This window comes from Alteromonas sp. ABH4_454 (genome assembly GCF_056311775.1).
The window spans coordinates 370,592-386,854 of sequence record NZ_CM149972.1; the positions used below are offsets into that span (position 1 = coordinate 370,592).

Annotated in this window: 10 protein-coding genes, 1 tRNA gene and 1 pseudogene; 1 reads left to right on the forward strand and 11 read right to left on the reverse strand. The window is 45.8% G+C overall.

The features are described 5' to 3' along the window. Positions 1–225: 225 nt before the first annotated feature. From rpoC to rplK, 6 genes and pseudogenes are all read right to left on the reverse strand, one after another. Positions 226–4,401: pseudogene (gene rpoC, locus ACYX4W_RS01620) on the reverse strand (DNA-directed RNA polymerase subunit beta'). An 81-nt stretch (positions 4,402–4,482) separates the two neighbouring features. Beyond that, positions 4,483–8,511 carry a DNA-directed RNA polymerase subunit beta gene (gene rpoB / locus ACYX4W_RS01625; RefSeq protein WP_476074497.1) on the reverse strand — a complete coding sequence of 1,343 codons (4,029 nt, stop codon included), beginning with the start codon at positions 8,509–8,511 and terminating at the stop codon, positions 4,483–4,485. A gap of 325 nt (positions 8,512–8,836) precedes the next feature. Beyond that, positions 8,837–9,214: a 50S ribosomal protein L7/L12 gene (gene rplL / locus ACYX4W_RS01630; protein WP_015068303.1), complete on the reverse strand. Its 378-nt coding sequence runs from the start codon at positions 9,212–9,214 to the stop codon at positions 8,837–8,839. Positions 9,215–9,271: 57 nt separating this feature from the next. Then, a complete protein-coding gene (gene rplJ, locus ACYX4W_RS01635; protein ID WP_014951041.1) occupies positions 9,272–9,790 on the reverse strand; it encodes a 50S ribosomal protein L10 in 519 nt (172 codons plus the stop codon). Between the two features lie 306 nt (positions 9,791–10,096). After that, entirely contained in the window at positions 10,097–10,792 is a 696-nt protein-coding gene (gene rplA / locus ACYX4W_RS01640) for a 50S ribosomal protein L1 (protein ID WP_014980521.1), read from the reverse strand. A 4-nt stretch (positions 10,793–10,796) separates the two neighbouring features. Beyond that, a complete protein-coding gene (gene rplK, locus ACYX4W_RS01645) occupies positions 10,797–11,225 on the reverse strand; it encodes a 50S ribosomal protein L11 (protein ID WP_014951043.1) in 429 nt (142 codons plus the stop codon). A 245-nt stretch (positions 11,226–11,470) separates the two neighbouring features. On the opposite strand from rplK, the gene ACYX4W_RS01650 reads away from it, so the two are divergent. Then, positions 11,471–11,773 (forward strand): hypothetical protein, encoded by a 303-nt coding sequence (locus ACYX4W_RS01650; protein ID WP_476074498.1) that lies wholly within the window; start codon positions 11,471–11,473, stop codon positions 11,771–11,773. Between the two features lie 334 nt (positions 11,774–12,107). On the opposite strand, the gene nusG is transcribed toward ACYX4W_RS01650, so the two are convergent. From nusG to ACYX4W_RS01675, 5 genes are all read right to left on the reverse strand, one after another. Then, the gene (nusG, locus tag ACYX4W_RS01655; protein ID WP_179984807.1) at positions 12,108–12,659 is read right to left on the reverse strand and encodes a transcription termination/antitermination protein NusG; all 552 of its coding nucleotides are present in this window, start codon (positions 12,657–12,659) and stop codon (positions 12,108–12,110) included. A gap of 4 nt (positions 12,660–12,663) precedes the next feature. Then, the gene (gene secE, locus ACYX4W_RS01660) at positions 12,664–13,041 is read right to left on the reverse strand and encodes a preprotein translocase subunit SecE (protein ID WP_014951045.1); all 378 of its coding nucleotides are present in this window, start codon (positions 13,039–13,041) and stop codon (positions 12,664–12,666) included. Positions 13,042–13,122: 81 nt separating this feature from the next. Beyond that, positions 13,123–13,199 (reverse strand) — tRNA-Trp (locus tag ACYX4W_RS01665). A gap of 167 nt (positions 13,200–13,366) precedes the next feature. Continuing rightward, positions 13,367–15,208, reverse strand: a complete 1,842-nt coding sequence (locus tag ACYX4W_RS01670; RefSeq protein WP_269919007.1) for an ABC transporter ATP-binding protein — start codon at positions 15,206–15,208, stop codon at positions 13,367–13,369. Between the two features lie 226 nt (positions 15,209–15,434). Further along, a complete protein-coding gene (locus tag ACYX4W_RS01675) occupies positions 15,435–16,058 on the reverse strand; it encodes an RraA family protein (RefSeq protein ID WP_476074499.1) in 624 nt (207 codons plus the stop codon). Positions 16,059–16,263: the final 205 nt, after the last annotated feature.

A 16,263-nucleotide genomic window follows, 5' to 3' on the forward strand; every position in this document is an offset into this window, starting at 1 on the left:
GTTTGTGAACATTGTGCTCGTCAATATTCACTGAGCGCTGATACGAAAAACCGCGACCGTTTATCGAGCCATTTGATGGCTATCCAAAATCGGGTCGCGGAATATTAAAGATCATCGCTCTGACTGTCAAGGTGTACAAAGCTTAAGCAGTTAATTTATCTGCAATCTGTACAACTTCACTGCCAAATTGTTAGGAGTACGTTAACGTACTCCTATGATCTTGCCTTATTCGGCAGTATCTTCGTCTGCACCTGCATTAAGCGCTTCGGTTAGTGCCTGTTCTGCTTCAGCAGCAGAAACTGACATTTCTTCGATTTGCTCTTTGCGACGTTGTGCACGGCGTTCGTGGTAAGCGAAACCGGTACCCGCTGGAATAAGTCGACCAACGATTACGTTTTCTTTCAGACCGCGTAGGTCATCTTCTTTACCTTGAACCGCAGCTTCAGTTAGAACACGTGTTGTTTCTTGGAACGATGCCGCCGAGATAAATGACTCAGTAGACAGTGACGCTTTAGTGATACCAAGCAGTCTGTGTTTCGTACTGCGCAGGGATCTTGCCGTGTTTTTCAATTTCACGGTTAGCCACTTTAACGTTCGATACTTCAACCTGTTCGCCTTCAAGGAACTGCGTATCGCCTGGGTGAGTGATAATACACTTACGTAGCATCTGACGAATAACTACTTCGATGTGCTTATCGTTAATCTTAACACCCTGTAGACGGTATACTTCCTGAACTTCGTTCACAATGTAGTTTGCTACTGCTGAGATACCACGTAGACGTAGGATATCGTGTGGAGACTCTGGACCATCGGCGATAACTTCACCTTTTTCCACTTTCTCACCTTCGAACACGTTAAGCTGACGCCACTTAGGAATCATCTCTTCGTATGCGTCACCTTCAGCAGGTGTGATTACAAGACGCTTCTTACCTTTGGTCTCTTTACCGAAGCCGATAGTACCTGAGATTTCTGCAAGGATTGCAGGCTCTTTAGGCTTACGTGCTTCAAATAGGTCCGCAACGCGCGGTAGACCACCGGTGATATCACGAGTCTTCGAGCTTTCTTGAGGAATACGTGCTAGCACGTCACCTTCGTTAGCCACTTTGCCTTCTGACGCTTCAATCGTGGTAAAGCTTGGAAGACGAATTTCCTGAAGACCGAACTCATCGCTCTCAAGAATTAGCTTAGGCTCTTTAGCGTTAACTTTCGCAAGGTCTTTAACAACGATACGGGTTAGACCAGTAAGCTCGTCTTGCTGCATTTCGGTGTTAGAGTCATCAATGTCTGCAAAGCTAATCTTAGCTGCACGTTCAGTGATGATTGGGTGACTATGCGGATCCCAGTTTGCAACAACGTCGCCAGCTGCAATAGATGCACCGTCATCCACGCTAAGTACAGCACCGTAAGGTACTTTATAGCGCTCTTTCTCACGGCCTTGCTCGTCGATAACAGTAAGCTCTGTTGAACGAGAAACAATAACCACTTTACCTTCAGAGTTACGTACGAACTTCGCGTTGTGTAGCTTAAGGCTACCCGCTGTCTTAACCTGTACGCTGTTCTCAGCAGATGCTCTTGATGCCGCACCACCGATGTGGAACGTACGCATGGTAAGCTGTGTACCTGGTTCACCGATTGACTGTGCTGCAATAACACCAACCGATTCACCGCTACCTACCATGTGACCACGTGCAAGGTCACGACCGTAACACTTAGCACAAACACCGAAGTCGTTGTCACAAGTGATTACCGAGCGAACCATGATTTGGTCAACTGAGTTAGCTTCAAGCATGTCTACTAACGCTTCGTCTAGAAGAACATTACGCTCAACTAGTACTTCGTCAGTACCTGGCTTAAGTACGTCTTCTGCTACCACACGACCTAGTACACGCTCGCGTAGCGGCTCAACAACGTCACCACCTTCGATTAGTGGTGTCATTTGAACACCTTCGAATGTGCCACAGTCGTCGTTTGTAATTACCAAGTCTTGTGCAACGTCTACTAGACGACGTGTTAGGTAACCCGAGTTAGCTGTCTTAAGTGCGGTATCCGCTAGACCTTTACGAGCACCGTGAGTTGAGATGAAGTACTGTAGTACGTTCAGACCTTCACGGAAGTTCGCCGTAATTGGGGTTTCGATGATTGAGCCATCTGGCTTAGCCATCAGACCACGCATACCAGCTTAGCTGACGAATCTGAGCGGCACTACCACGAGCACCCGAGTCGGCCATCATGTAAACTGAGTTAAATGATGATTGCTCTTCTTCTTCGCCATCGCGGTTAATTACGATGTCAGTCTTAAGGTTATCCATCATGGCCTTAGCAACTTTTTCGTTGGCATTTGACCAGATATCGATAACTTTGTTGTAACGCTCACCCGCAGTAACAAGACCGTTTTGGAACTGTTCCTGAATTTCAATAACTTCTGCTTCCGCCGCGTCGATAATTTCTTTCTTAGCAGCAGGGATAACCATATCGTCGATACCAACAGACGCACCCGCGATCATCGCGTAGTGGAAACCGGTATACATGATTTGGTCAGCAGCAATTACTGTGTCTTTCAGACCTAGCGTACGGTAACAAGCATTCAATAGTTTTGAAATTTGCTTCTTGCCCATCGCTTGGTTGATGATTTCAAATGGCAGACCCTTTGGAAGGATCAATGAGAAAATCGCACGACCAACAGTAGTGTCAGTTAGGGTTACTTTCTCAGTTTTGTTGCCATCTTCATCGATGTCATATTCAGTAATACGTACTTTAACGCGAGAGTGAAGCTCAGCATTACCTGTACGGTACGCTTTTTCTGCTTCATTCGGGCTGGTGAATACCATGCCTTCGCCTAAGCCGTTTACTTTGTCACGCGTTAGGTAATAAAGACCTAATACAACGTCCTGTGAAGGTACGATGATTGGCTCACCGTTCGCTGGTGACAGGATGTTGTTCGTTGACATCATAAGTGCACGTGCTTCTAGCTGTGCTTCGATTGTCAACGGTACGTGTACCGCCATTTGGTCACCATCGAAGTCGGCGTTGTACGCCGCACACACTAGCGGGTGAAGCTGAATCGCTTTACCTTCGATTAGTGTAGGTTCGAATGCTTGGATACCCAAACGGTGAAGTGTAGGTGCACGGTTAAGTAGTACCGGGTGTTCGCGGATAACGTCGTCTAGTACGTCCCAAACCTCTGGTGCTTCGCGCTCTACTAGCTTCTTAGCTGCTTTGATTGTTGTTGCAAGACCACGACCTTCAAGCTTACCGTAGATAAACGGCTTGAATAGCTCAAGTGCCATCTTCTTAGGAAGACCACACTGGTGAAGACGTAGCGTAGGACCAACGGTAATTACAGAACGGCCTGAGTAGTCAACACGCTTACCAAGAAGGTTTTGACGGAAACGACCTTGCTTACCTTTGATCATGTCTGCAAGCGACTTAAGTGGACGCTTGTTAGAACCGGTAATCGCACGACCACGACGTCCGTTATCTAGAAGCGCATCTACAGACTCTTGAAGCATACGCTTTTCGTTGCGTACGATAATGTCTGGAGCAGCTAGGTCTAGAAGACGCTTAAGACGGTTGTTACGGTTGATTACACGACGGTATAGGTCGTTAAGGTCAGACGTTGCAAAACGGCCGCCATCTAGTGGTACTAGAGGACGTAAATCTGGTGGAAGTACCGGAAGAACCGTCATGATCATCCACTCTGGCTTGTTGCCAGATTGTTGGAATGACTCAAGCAATTTAAGACGCTTAGTAATCTTCTTACGCTTGGTTTCAGAGTTGATTGAAGGCAGCTTCTTCACGCATAGCCGCAACATCTGCGTCTACGTCTAGTACTGTTAGAAGATCGAATACTGCTTCAGCACCCATCTTCGCTTCAAACTCGTCACCGTGCTCTTCAAGTGCATCCAAGTACTCTTCTTCGTTAAGAAGTTGGCTGCGCTCAAGTGTAGTCATACCTGGCTCTGTAACCACGTATGATTCAAAGTAAAGTACACGTTCAATATCACGAAGTGTCATATCAAGCATAAGGCCGATACGAGACGGTAGTGATTTAAGGAACCAAATGTGTGCAACCGGGCTAGCTAGCTCGATGTGACCCATACGCTCACGACGTACTTTAGTCAGTGTAACTTCAACGCCACACTTCTCACAGATAACACCACGGTGCTTAAGGCGCTTGTACTTACCGCAAAGACACTCGTAGTCTTTAACCGGACCAAAGATACGCGCACAGAACAGACCGTCACGCTCAGGCTTGAACGTACGGTAGTTAATTGTTTCAGGCTTTTTAACTTCACCGAATGACCATGAACGAATCATGTCAGGTGAAGACAGACCGATTCGAATATTATCGAATTCTTCGGTCTTGTTTTGTTGCTTTAGAAACTTTAATAAGTCTTTCACATTACTCTCCCAGCGGAGTCAGTCTCTAGAACCCGGCGCAAGCGCCGGGCCATCTCATAACATTACGCGGCGATTGCCGTATTACTTTTCTTCAAGCTCGATGTTGATACCCAACGAGCGAATTTCTTTAAGTAGTACGTTGAATGATTCTGGCATGCCAGGTTCCATTCTGTGGTCGCCATCGACGATGTTCTTGTACATCTTGGTACGGCCGTTAACGTCATCTGACTTAACAGTAAGCATTTCCTGAAGGGTATATGCTGCACCGTATGCTTCAAGTGCCCACACTTCCATCTCACCGAAGCGCTGACCACCAAACTGTGCTTTACCACCAAGAGGCTGCTGTGTAACAAGGCTGTAAGAACCAGTAGAACGCGCGTGCATCTTGTCGTCTACTAAGTGGTTCAGTTTCAGCATGTACATGTAACCAACCGTAACTGGACGCTCAAATTCGCGACCGGTACGACCGTCGAACAATGAAATCTGACCGCTTTCTGGAATATCAGCAAGCTTCAGCATTTCTTTGATTTCTGATTCACGAGCACCGTCGAATACAGGCGTTGCAATTGGAACACCCTTACGAAGGTTTTCTGCTAAGCGACGCACTTCGTGGTCTGTGAAGTTATCGATGTCAACTTCTTGGTGATTTTCACCAAGCTCGTACACCTTCTTCAAGAACTCACGCAGTTCAGCCAGCTCACGCTGCTCTTTAATCATGCGGTCAATCTTCACACCAAGACCGTGTGCAGCCATACCCAAGTGAGTTTCTAGGATCTGACCGATGTTCATACGAGACGGTACACCTAGTGGGTTTAGAACGATATCTACCGGCGTACCGTTAGCATCGTATGGCATGTCTTCTACAGGCTGGATAGTCGAGATAACACCTTTGTTACCGTGACGTCCGGCCATCTTGTCACCCGGTTGGATGTGACGCTTAACTGCAAGGTAAACCTTAACAATCTTAAGTACGCCAGGCGCTAGGTCATCACCTTGTGTGATCTTACGACGCTTAGTTTCAAACTTCTTATCGAAGTCCGCTTTAATTTCAGCGTGTTGCTCAGCGATTTGGTCTAGCTCTAGCTGTGCATCTTCGCTGTTAAGTGCAATTTCAAACCACTTTTCACGCGGCAGGCTGTCAAGCTTAGCTTGGTCAACACCAGCACGTAGAAGTGCAGTTTGTGCACGGGCAAAGATACCGTCTGCAAGAATTTCGAACTCGTCAGTAAGGTCTTTCTTAACCTGACGTAGCTGCATGTCTTCGATTTCTAGCGCGCGCTTGTCTTTCTCTACACCATCACGGGTAAATACTTGAACGTCAATTACCGTGCCGTGAACAGAGTTAGGTACACGTAGCGACGTATCTTTAACGTCAGACGCTTTTTCACCGAAGATTGCACGTAGTAGTTTCTCTTCTGGCGTAAGCTGCGTTTCACCTTTAGGCGTTACTTTACCTACTAGGATGTCACCGCCTTTCACTTCCGCACCGATGTAAACAACACCTGATTCATCAAGCTTGCTTAGTGCAGATTCACCCACGTTCGGGATATCAGAAGAAATCTCTTCTGGCCCAAGCTTAGTATCACGAGCGATACAGCTAAGCTCTTGAATGTGGATTGTAGTGAAACGGTCTTCCTGTGCTACACGCTCAGAAATAAGGATTGAATCCTCGAAGTTGTAACCATTCCACGGCATGAACGCGATACGCATGTTCTGACCAAGTGCAAGGTCACCTAGGTCTGTTGAAGGACCGTCAGCTAGCACGTCACCAGTAACAATCGGGTCACCAACACTACAGGTAGGCTTCTGATTGATACAAGTATTCTGGTTAGAACGCGTGTATTTAGTCAGGTTGTAGATATCGATACCCGCTTCACCTGGAAGCATTTCATCTTCGTCTACTTTAATTACGATACGGCTGGCATCAACATAATCAACCACACCACCGCGCTTAGCAACTACAGTAACACCTGAGTCAACCGCGATAGTTCTTTCCATACCGGTACCAACTAGCGGCTTATCAGCGCGTAGTGTAGGTACTGCCTGACGTTGCATGTTCGCACCCATAAGTGCACGGTTTGCGTCATCGTGCTCTAGGAATGGAATAATGCTCGCAGCAATTGAAACGATTTGCTGTGGTGAAACGTCCATGTATTTGATGTCTTCAGTTGGCATCAAAGTAGTTTCACCGCGGTGACGACATGGAATTAGGTCGTCTACCAACTCGCCATTCTCAGTCAGCGCAATATTAGCCTGAGCGATTGCGAATTGACCTTCTTCAATTGCAGATAAGTAATCGATTTCGTCTGTTACCACACCGTCAACAATGCGACGGAAAGGTGTTTCAAGGAAACCGAAGTCATTGGTGCGCGCGAAGCTTGCCAATGAGTTGATAAGACCGATGTTCGGGCCTTCCGGCGTTTCGATTGGACATAGACGACCATAGTGAGTCGGGTGTACGTCTCGAACCTCGAAGCCTGCACGTTCACGTGTAAGACCACCCGGGCCTAATGCAGAAATACGACGCTTGTGCGTTACTTCTGATAGCGGGTTGTTTTGGTCCATGAACTGAGAAAGCTGAGATGAACCGAAGAACTCTTTAACCGCAGCCGAAATTGGCTTAGCGTTAATTAGGTCCTGTGGCATTACGTTGTCTAGGTCACCTAAGCTTAGACGCTCTTTAACTGCACGTTCTACACGTACAAGACCAACGCGGAATTGGTTCTCTGCCATTTCACCAACAGAACGGATACGACGGTTACCTAGGTGATCGATATCATCTACTTCGTCTTTACCGTCACGAATCATTATTAGCTGCTTCATTACAGAAATAATGTCTTCTTTATCTAGCGTGCCTGAACCGATAAGTTCTTCACGACCTAGACGGCGGTTGAACTTCATGCGACCAACAGAAGATAGGTCGTAACGTTCGTCAGAGAAGAACAAGTTATCGAACAAGGTTTCAGCTGCGTCTTTTGTTGGTGGCTCACCAGGGCGCATCATACGGTAAATTTCAACTAGTGCTTCTAGGCGGTTAGTTGAAGAGTCGATACGAAGTGTATCTGAAATATATGAACCGTGGTCAAGTTCGTTGATGTAAAGCGTTTCGAACTCTTTGATACCCGCTTGGCTTAGCGCCGCTAGGTTCTCAAGGGTAAGTTCTTCGTTCGCGCTTACAATAACTTCGCCAGTATCTTCATTTACATAAGTAGCAGCGTACACGCGGCCAATTAGGTAATCAGCTGGAACTTCTAGCTCAGTAAGACCTGCTTTCTCTAGTGCACGAGTATGACGTGCTGAGATACGACGACCCGTTTCAACAACAACGTTGCCTTCACCGTCAATGATGTCAAATGCAGCAGTTTCACCACGAAGGCGATCTGGAACCACTTCCATCATCAACTTGTCTTTGTTGATACGTATGCCAACTTTGTCGAAGAAGGTATCAAGGATTTCTTCAGACGTCATTTCAAGTGCGCGCAAGATAATGGTTGCAGGCAATTTACGACGACGGTCTATACGTACAAATAGGTTATCTTTCGGGTCAAACTCGAAGTCTAACCACGAACCACGGTAAGGAATTACACGTGCGTTATAAAGCACTTTACCTGACGAGTGGGTTTTACCTTTGTCGTGATCAAAGAATACACCAGGTGAACGGTGTAGCTGTGACACGATAACACGCTCAGTACCATTGATAACGAACGTACCGTTCTCAGTCATCAATGGGATCTCGCCCATGTACACTTCTTGTTCTTTAATATCTTTTACGGTACCTGGGGCAGCGTCTTTATCGAACAACACTAACCGTAGTTTTACTCTTAACGGAGCAGAGAAAGTTACGCCACGAATTTGACATTCTTTAACGTCGAAAACTGGCTCTCCCAGGCGGTAGCTTACATATTGAAGCTCTGAACTACCTGAGTAGCTTTTAATTGGAAAAACGGAACGAAATGCTGCTTCCAAACCGTATTGAGCTTCCGGATCGGTCTCAATAAACTTTTTGAAAGAATCAAGCTGAATTGAAAGAAGGTATGGAATTTCCAGTACCTGTGGGCGTTTGCCAAAATCCTTACGGATACGTTTCTTTTCGCTATAAGAGTAAACCATGGGTTCCTCAGCCTGCTGATTTATGACCCAACCTGCTGCAAAATGCTTTAAAACGCGTGCTATGGGCTAAAAGCTGCGTTTCAAATGGCGCACTAAGCAACAAACTTCCACAACCCTTTTTCGGGCAGATACACCAGCATACAACAAAATTCAACCAATTATTAGTTAACTTGTTGGATTTTTATGCTTTTTATGGGTATTTCCGAATGGCGCTTTAAGTAGTGTAACCAAGGGTTAGTTTCTACACACTATACAGCGCAAAAAGGCTGGTGGTTCAAAAAACCACCAGCCTTGCCGTCTCAGGCAATAATCTGACTAGGTCAGATTACTTGATTTCTACTTCTGCACCAGCTTCTTCAAGCTCTTTCTTAAGTGCTTCAGCTTCATCTTTGCTTACGCCTTCTTTGATAGCTTTAGGAGCAGACTCAACTACTTCTTTAGCTTCTTTAAGACCTAGGCCAGTCGCGCCGCGAACTGCTTTGATAACTGCAACTTTGTTGCCACCGAATGAAGTCATTACAACGTCGAATTCAGTCTTTTCTTCTGCAGCAGCAGCGTCGCCGCCAGCAGCTGGACCAGCAACAGCAACAGCAGCTGCAGCAGATACGTTGAATTTCTCTTCAGCCGCTTCAATTAGTTCTACCAGTTCCATTACCGGCATTTCAGCGATTGCGTTTAAGATATCTTCTTTAGTTAGAGCCATGTTCTCTAAACTCCTGGGTATAAAATGTTAAAAAAATCAATATGCCAAAAACGCCAATTACTTGGTGTCTTTGACCGCCGCCAATACGCGCACAAACTTGCCAGGAACTTCGTTGATTGTTTGAACGAATTTCCCAACTGGTGCTTTGAAGGTTGCAAGTAGTTTTGCAAGCGCTTCGTCGCGGGTAGGTAGTGCTGCAACTGCGTCCAATTTCTCTGGACCAAGAAGACCGCTACCAATAGATAGTGCTGTAACTTTAAGCTTATCGTTAGTCTTACCGAAGTCTTTGAAAAGACGTGCCGCACCGCCTGGTGCGTCGATAGAGAAACCATAGATAAGCGGGCCAGTTAGGGCGCTGTCTAAGTCTGCAAATTGACTGTCTGCTAGAGCACGCTTTGCAAGAGTGTTACGTACAACCTTAAGGTATACGCCTTGCTCACGAGCTTTAACACGTAGGTCAGTCAGTTCTGCAACTTCCATCCCACGGTATTCAGCAACGGCTACGGATAGAGCGCGAGACGCAACTTCAGAAACTTCTGCTACGATCTCTTTTTTTGCTGCTAAACCTAGTGCCACTGAGTTCACCTCTTTGTATCTGACTTTGTTTGCGGTTACCCGCTTACGCCGTCAGGGTTCACAGATTGATACCAACCCTCATGGTTGATACCGCTCTACGGTGTTTGTTACCCCAGAGAGTCTGAGTCAAACCACCGTCTGCGCAGGTTGTTGTATTAAGCAGTGTGTTGACTGTGAAAGTTCTCTTACCTCTTTCACCACACCGCACCTGCGGTCTTGGACGGGAGCTGCTTATTAGCACTGCTAATTGTCACAGCTCCAACCCATAACCTTTAAGAGATTTCGATGAGCCTAAGCTCAGCGAAATTAAAGACCTACAGAAGCCTTATCAAGAGCAACACCAGCACCCATTGTAGTGCTTAGGCTGATCTTTTTGATGTATGTACCTTTAGCAGAAGAAGGCTTAGCTTTCTTCAGTGCTTCAAGTAACGCTTCAAGGTTTTCTTGAATTTGGTTCGCTTCGAACGCAATCTTACCGATGCTAGCGTGGATGATACCGTTCTTATCGTTACGGTAGCGTACCTGACCAGCTTTAGCGTTCTTAACTGCAGTTGCAACATCAGGCGTTACAGTGCCAGTTTTAGGGTTAGGCATTAGGCCACGTGGACCTAAGATTTGACCTAGTTGACCAACAACACGCATCGCGTCTGGGCTAGCAACTACTACGTCAAAGTTCATTTCGCCTTTCTTAACTTGCTCAGCTAAGTCGTCCATACCAACGATATCTGCACCAGCTTCTTTCGCTGCTTCAGCATTTGCACCTTGAGTAAATACTGCAACGCGAACGTCTTTACCAGTACCGTTAGGTAGTACAGTTGCACCACGAACGTTTTGGTCAGATTTCTTCGCATCGATACCAAGGTTAACAGATACGTCTACGCTTTCTGCGAACTTAGCTGTTGCTAGTTCTTTAAGAAGCGCTACTGCTTCGTTGATTTCGTACTCTTTAGTAGAGTCAACTTTGTCGCGGATTACGCGAGCGCGTTTAGTTAATTTAGCCATTCGATTAGTCCTCTACGTTCAAGCCCATTGAGCGAGCAGAACCCGCGATAGTGCGTACCGCTGCATCTAGATCAGCTGCAGTAAGGTCTGGCTCTTTAGTTTTAGCAATCTCTTCCAACTGAGCGCGAGTAACTTTACCCACTTTTTCAGTGTTAGGACGGCCAGAACCACTCTTGATGCCCGCTGCTTTCTTAAGCAGGTAAGACGCAGGAGGAGTCTTAGTTTCGAATGTGAAAGAGCGATCTTCGTATACAGTAATTTCTACTGGTACTGGAGCGCCTTTCTCAAGGCTTTCTGTTTTCGCGTTGAAAGCCTTACAGAATTCCATGATGTTTACACCGTGTTGACCTAGTGCAGGACCAACTGGTGGACTTGGGTTAGCAGCGCCTGCTGCAACCTGAAGCTTGATAATACCGCTTACTTTTTTAGCCATTTTACATGCTCTCTTGTTTGGGTCTAACGCCTCGCAAATACAGAGATTATTTGCTCAATCGGCTTCCCGTTTCCGTTTAAAAGGGCGCGCATTATATAAGGTGATTAATTACTATGCAAGGGCTATTTAGAATAAAAAACCATCGAAAGGTCAGTATTTTTTTATCCCCAACAGTGCAAAGCTAAATTTGTCGTTATGCGAAGTGCATAACGCCCTAAATGAAATAACAGAAGGATTATTGGAAGATGGAAAGACCAGTAGAATTAAATGAAAATGAATTAGAAAAAGTATCTGGAGCACTTTGGGCGAATGCGTTGGGTGCAATTGCCGGTGGCATAGGAGGCTTTTACGGCTCAATAATTAGTGGTGGACGAAACGCTACATTTAGCGACATCGCAGTGGGAACCCTTTCAGGAATGGGCGCAGGTGCCTTAAGTCCGGTAAAAGGCTTCAGTTCGCTTGCTACCACTGTTGGCGGTGGTATCGTCGCAGGCGGAATTGCGGGTCTATACTCAGATTTTGAAGAGGCCGAAACATACGAAGAGTAAATAAAGGTTCAATGATGGTGGAAGTAAACGAAGTTCTAATCTGGTTTCTCTTTCTCTGTATTAGCAATCTTATTTTGAAGCGAGCATTAGGCGTTCGCTTTTGGGATTCATTTACTCAAAGCAGTAAAGTATCAAAAAGCACCAGTACAATTATACAAATTGTGTTCTTGATACTGGCATTAAGTAGCTGCTTTTTATGGATTACATAACTGCATGTTTTAGCAGTATGTATAATCTACGAAAGATAAAACTTACTTAACTATGCCTATTTCCCGTAGCTGAAAAAAAAGCCCCGTTGAACGGGGCTTTTTTAAATGCGTTTAGCAGAGAGGACTTAGCCTTTTTCTACCTGACCAAATTCTAGGTCTACCGGTGTAGAACGACCGAAGATAAGTACGGATACTTTTACGCGGCTCTTTTCGTAGTCGACTTCTTCTACCACACCGTTGAAGTCTGCAAATGGACCGTCGGTAACACGAATAACTTCGCCTGGCTCGAACAAGGTCTTTGGTCTTGGCTTATCAACGTTTTCTTCAAGACGATTTAAGATAGCATCAGCTTCTTTTTGCGTGATAGGCATAGGACGGTCAGATGTACCACCGATGAAACCAAGTACGCGAGGAACGCTTTTCACCAAGTGCCATGACTCTTCGGTCATCGCCATTTCTACCAATACATAACCCGGGTAGAACTTACGCTCAGATTTACGCTTCTGACCCGCACGCATCTCAACAACTTCTTCTGTTGGTACTAGTACCTGACCGAAGTAGTCTTCCATGTTGTGCATTTTGATGTATTCAAGCAGGGTCTTCTTTACACGAGACTCATATTGCGAATAGGCTTGTACTACGTACCATCTTTTCTTTACTGCTTCTTCTTCAGACATACGTTTATGCTCCTATTCCAGTAATAAAGCCAACTACACGAACGATGATGCCGTCTAGTCCCCATAAAATTAGTGCCATGATTAACGTCGCTGCAAGCACGATAAGGGTAGTCTGGTTCGCCTCTTGGCGAGTAGGCCACACAACCTTGCGAACTTCTGTGCGAGACTCTTTAGCAAAGCTCAAGAAGGTGCTACCTTTTTCGGTAGTTGCCGCGATAAAACCAGCTATACCAACTACTACAACAATAGCGATAGCACGGTATAGTACCGAGATCTCACCGTACATTGTATTAGCGGTTACTAAACCGGCAAGTAGTGCAAAAACCACTACCCATTTAAACATGTCCAATGCATTGGACTGATTTTCCGTCTTTTCGCTCATGTTACGATCCTAGCACTACAGCGTCGTTGTTTTACGCACTCATTTAATGCGCAATTTAAAAATTCTTAGTTTAAGTAAATTTGGCAGGGGTGGAGGGACTCGAACCCCCAACCATCGGTTTTGGAGACCGCTGTTCTACCAATTCGAACTACACCCCTGTGGTGTCTAAAAGACAAAATTTACTTACACTGCCCTTGTGAGTTGTGCGTCTTTTCTAAGGAAAGTGCGGTATCGCAAGGGAGGGACGCGTATTATACTTAACCACTTTCAAGATACAAGCGGTTTATCCATCCCTTCTGCGATTGAACACTATTTCGCGAGTTTCCTATTCAACACCAATAAATCCGCCGGTTTGGTGAGCCCAAAGCTTCGCATAAATACCATTTTGAGCGATAAGCTCAGCATGTGTGCCCTGCTCTACAATGTTACCTTTATCCAAAACAAGCAACCTGTCCATTTGTGCAATGGTAGATAGGCGATGTGCAATGGCTAGCACGGTTTTACCTTCCATCACTTTATCCAGACAGGCTTGAATGGCCGCTTCAACTTCTGAATCTAGTGCCGATGTCGCCTCGTCCAGTACCAGTACAGGTGCGTCTTTTAGCAATACACGGGCGATAGCGATACGCTGACGCTGCCCTCCTGAAAGCTTCACACCGCGCTCACCTACATGCGCATCGTAGCCTGTTCTACCGTAACTATCGGTAAGTGTAAGGATAAAATCGTGAGCTTCGGCTTGCTTAGCTGCTCGCACCATATCCTCTTCTGTCGCGTCCGTACGCCCGTATAAAATATTGTCGCGTACAGAGCGATGCATCAACGAGGTATCCTGCGTTACCATACTGATTTTAGCTCGTAGGGTTTCCTGCCCCACTTGGGTAATATCTTGCCCATCAATGATAATTCGGCCACTTTGGGTATCGTAAAAGCGCATTAATAGGTTCACTAAAGTTGATTTACCTGCACCAGAGCGCCCCACTAACCCTACTTTTTCACCAGGCTTGATGTCTAAATCCAAATTTTTAAACACATCAATAGGTTTTTCATCGGCCCCAGCATAAGAAAAGTTCACGTTGTCGAAGTTAATCCCGCCGCCATTTACTTTAAGTGCATTAGCCTTAGGTTTATCTTTTACTGCAATTGGCTGCGCTAGCGTATTCATGCCGTCTTGCACAGTACCTAAGTTCTCAAACAAGCCTGATACTTCCCACATTACCCAGTGCGACATACCGTTTAGTCGCAAACACAGACTAATAGCAATGGCGATATCACCGGGGCTCGCAATGTTTTCCATCCACAAATACACAGACAGCGCGCCAATGGTAAAAATAAGAATGGCATTAGCCATTTCCACACAAAATTCCAATACGGTAACCAAACGCATTTGCGGGTAAACCGTTTTAAGAAAACCATCCATGCTTTCTTTTGCGTAATCAGCTTCACGGCGACTATGCGAAAACAGCTTCACTGTGGTGATATTGGTGTAACTATCCACAATACGCCCTGTCATTAATGAGCGCGCGTCGGCTTGCTTTTGAGAGACTTCTTTTAGTTTTGGTACTAGCACCTTCAAGATACCGATATACACAAAAAACCACACGATAAGCGGCATGGCTAAGCGCCAGTCAGTACTGAAGATAAGCACAACCATGGAGATAAAGTAAACGCTGATGTACACCAGCAAATCGAGCACTTTAGTTACCGTTTCTCGCACCGATAATGCGGTTTGCATTACCTTGGTGGCCACACGTCCGGCAAATTCATCGTGGAAAAAGGTTAAACTTTGCCCAAGTAAGTAGCGGTGTGCCTGCCATCTAATGCGCATGGGGTAATTACCCATCAAGGACTGGCGAGAAAACAGCGAGCGCAACAAAATAAACAAAGGAATGAAAACAAGAACCGTTAAACCCATGCCAATAAGCGTGAATTTTTGGTCCTCTAAAAAGGTTTCTCGGCTTTGCTCTGAGAACCAGTCAACCAACTGGCCTAGAAATCCAAACAGCGCTACTTCTAACATGGCCACAATCGCACTAAGCACCGAAACTGTAAGGATGACGCCCCACATGCCTTTGGTGTAGTACTTACAAAATGCAATGATACCTGTTGGCGGTTGAGTAGGCGGTGTATCGGGGAAAGGCTGGGTCAGCTTTTCAAAAAATGAAAACATGTAGAACTCGTTAATTATTCGGTGACAGAGCACGTTTACGTATGCCCAAAATGCTTAGGTCACAATTCTACACGATAACTGAAAGTGTGTTGAACTTTGCGGTACTTTTTTACCGCAAAGCTCACTTAACATTAGTTAATATTTGGACAAGCTAATTGCTTAATGAAGGGCTTAGTGAATAGCTCATCGAACACCTGTCAAAATATGGCTCATTTTCTGCAGAGCTTTACTCTGCAAAGCCTAATTTAGCGAGTATGCTTTCTACTTTTTCAGCGTGTTCAGCCTGCCACTGTTCTAACGACATAGAACCGTCTTTTTGTGCGCGCTTTTGGGCAATATCATAGGCTGCTAGCGCCTCATCCTTTGGAATTACTGCAATGCCCTCCTCGTCCGCCACAATGATGTCTCCCGCGTGAACAGTTACACCAGCACATGTGATAGGCTCATTTAACGGCGATATGCACTTTTTCGCTCCAGGCTTGGGTATAACGCCTCTGGCAAACACTGGAAACTTGTTGTCACGGGTTTCAGCAATATCTCGGATAACACCATCAATTACGAAGCCTTTAATCCCTCGAGATTGGGCGATTGCGCAGACGTTACCGCCCGCAACGGCAAAGTTATCGTCAGCTTCAACCACAATGATATCACCGGGGCTTGCACGATATATCGCCGCATGCAGCATAAGATGGTCACCCGGCTCACACTTAACGGTGAATGCTGGACCCGCAATACGAGGCATACCGTACCACAATGGTTTAATCCCGTAGTGCATGAACTGCTCTCTTGGCAGGGCGTCTGCGTACTCGCACGGTGATACGCTTTCAAAAGGAGTTTTATGTAAGTCCATTGCCGTTCCTTGAATATTGTGATGAGGTCAATACAGAACACTATAGCGAACTTAGTCTGCCAAGTTGTTACAAGCTGTGTATTTTCACTATAAACACTTTTTCTATCCCTACCATCATGCTAAAACGTTAGAAAAACCGTGCGTGTTGCGCCCCGATATTCTTGTGGATGCAAAGGTCATTCTTTTGGATGTAAAGGGCCTAACA

What these genes read in the sequence shown, in the direction of transcription:
- rpoB (WP_476074497.1), bottom strand. Translation starts at nt 8,511, where the DNA reads ATGGTTTACTCTTATAGCGAAAAGAAACGTATCCGTAAGGATTTTGGC.
- rplL (WP_015068303.1), bottom strand. Translation starts at nt 9,214, where the DNA reads ATGGCTCTAACTAAAGAAGATATCTTAAACGCAATCGCTGAAATGCCG.
- rplA (WP_014980521.1), bottom strand. Translation starts at nt 10,792, where the DNA reads ATGGCTAAATTAACTAAACGCGCTCGCGTAATCCGCGACAAAGTTGAC.
- rplK (WP_014951043.1), bottom strand. Translation starts at nt 11,225, where the DNA reads ATGGCTAAAAAAGTAAGCGGTATTATCAAGCTTCAGGTTGCAGCAGGC.
- ACYX4W_RS01650 (WP_476074498.1), top strand. Translation starts at nt 11,471, where the DNA reads ATGGAAAGACCAGTAGAATTAAATGAAAATGAATTAGAAAAAGTATCT.
- nusG (WP_179984807.1), bottom strand. Translation starts at nt 12,659, where the DNA reads ATGTCTGAAGAAGAAGCAGTAAAGAAAAGATGGTACGTAGTACAAGCC.
- secE (WP_014951045.1), bottom strand. Translation starts at nt 13,041, where the DNA reads ATGAGCGAAAAGACGGAAAATCAGTCCAATGCATTGGACATGTTTAAA.
- ACYX4W_RS01670 (WP_269919007.1), bottom strand. Translation starts at nt 15,208, where the DNA reads ATGTTTTCATTTTTTGAAAAGCTGACCCAGCCTTTCCCCGATACACCG.
- ACYX4W_RS01675 (WP_476074499.1), bottom strand. Translation starts at nt 16,058, where the DNA reads ATGGACTTACATAAAACTCCTTTTGAAAGCGTATCACCGTGCGAGTAC.